Here is a 231-nt window from a genome sequence, read left to right as displayed (position 1 = left end):
AGCGAGATTTCACCGAGCCCCTCCAGGTAGTCGGCCGGGAACATCGTCTCTTCGGCAACGCCGTCCTCGCGAACGACCTGGAGATTGTCGACCGCGATCTCGGCGCCCGCTTTCTCCGCACGGTCAATCATGGTGCAGACTCGCCCGGGATAGACCGCGTCATCGGAATCGAGGACCGCGACCCACCTGCCGCGGGCAAGCTCAAGGCCGGCATTCCTGGCGCCGCCGGGA

At 66.2% G+C, this 231-nt stretch carries 1 protein-coding gene; it reads right to left on the bottom strand.

Going from position 1 to position 231, the window contains the following annotated elements; all coding sequences use genetic code 11:
* Nucleotides 1-231: glycosyltransferase (locus AC0L2O_RS37645; protein ID WP_473373302.1), on the bottom strand; the 231-nt coding region annotated here is incomplete at both ends.

It is taken from the genome of Bradyrhizobium sp. Kon10 (assembly GCF_055807395.1).
Note: the sequence above shows the minus strand (reverse complement) of the source record. Positions and strands in the feature narration are given on the sequence as shown.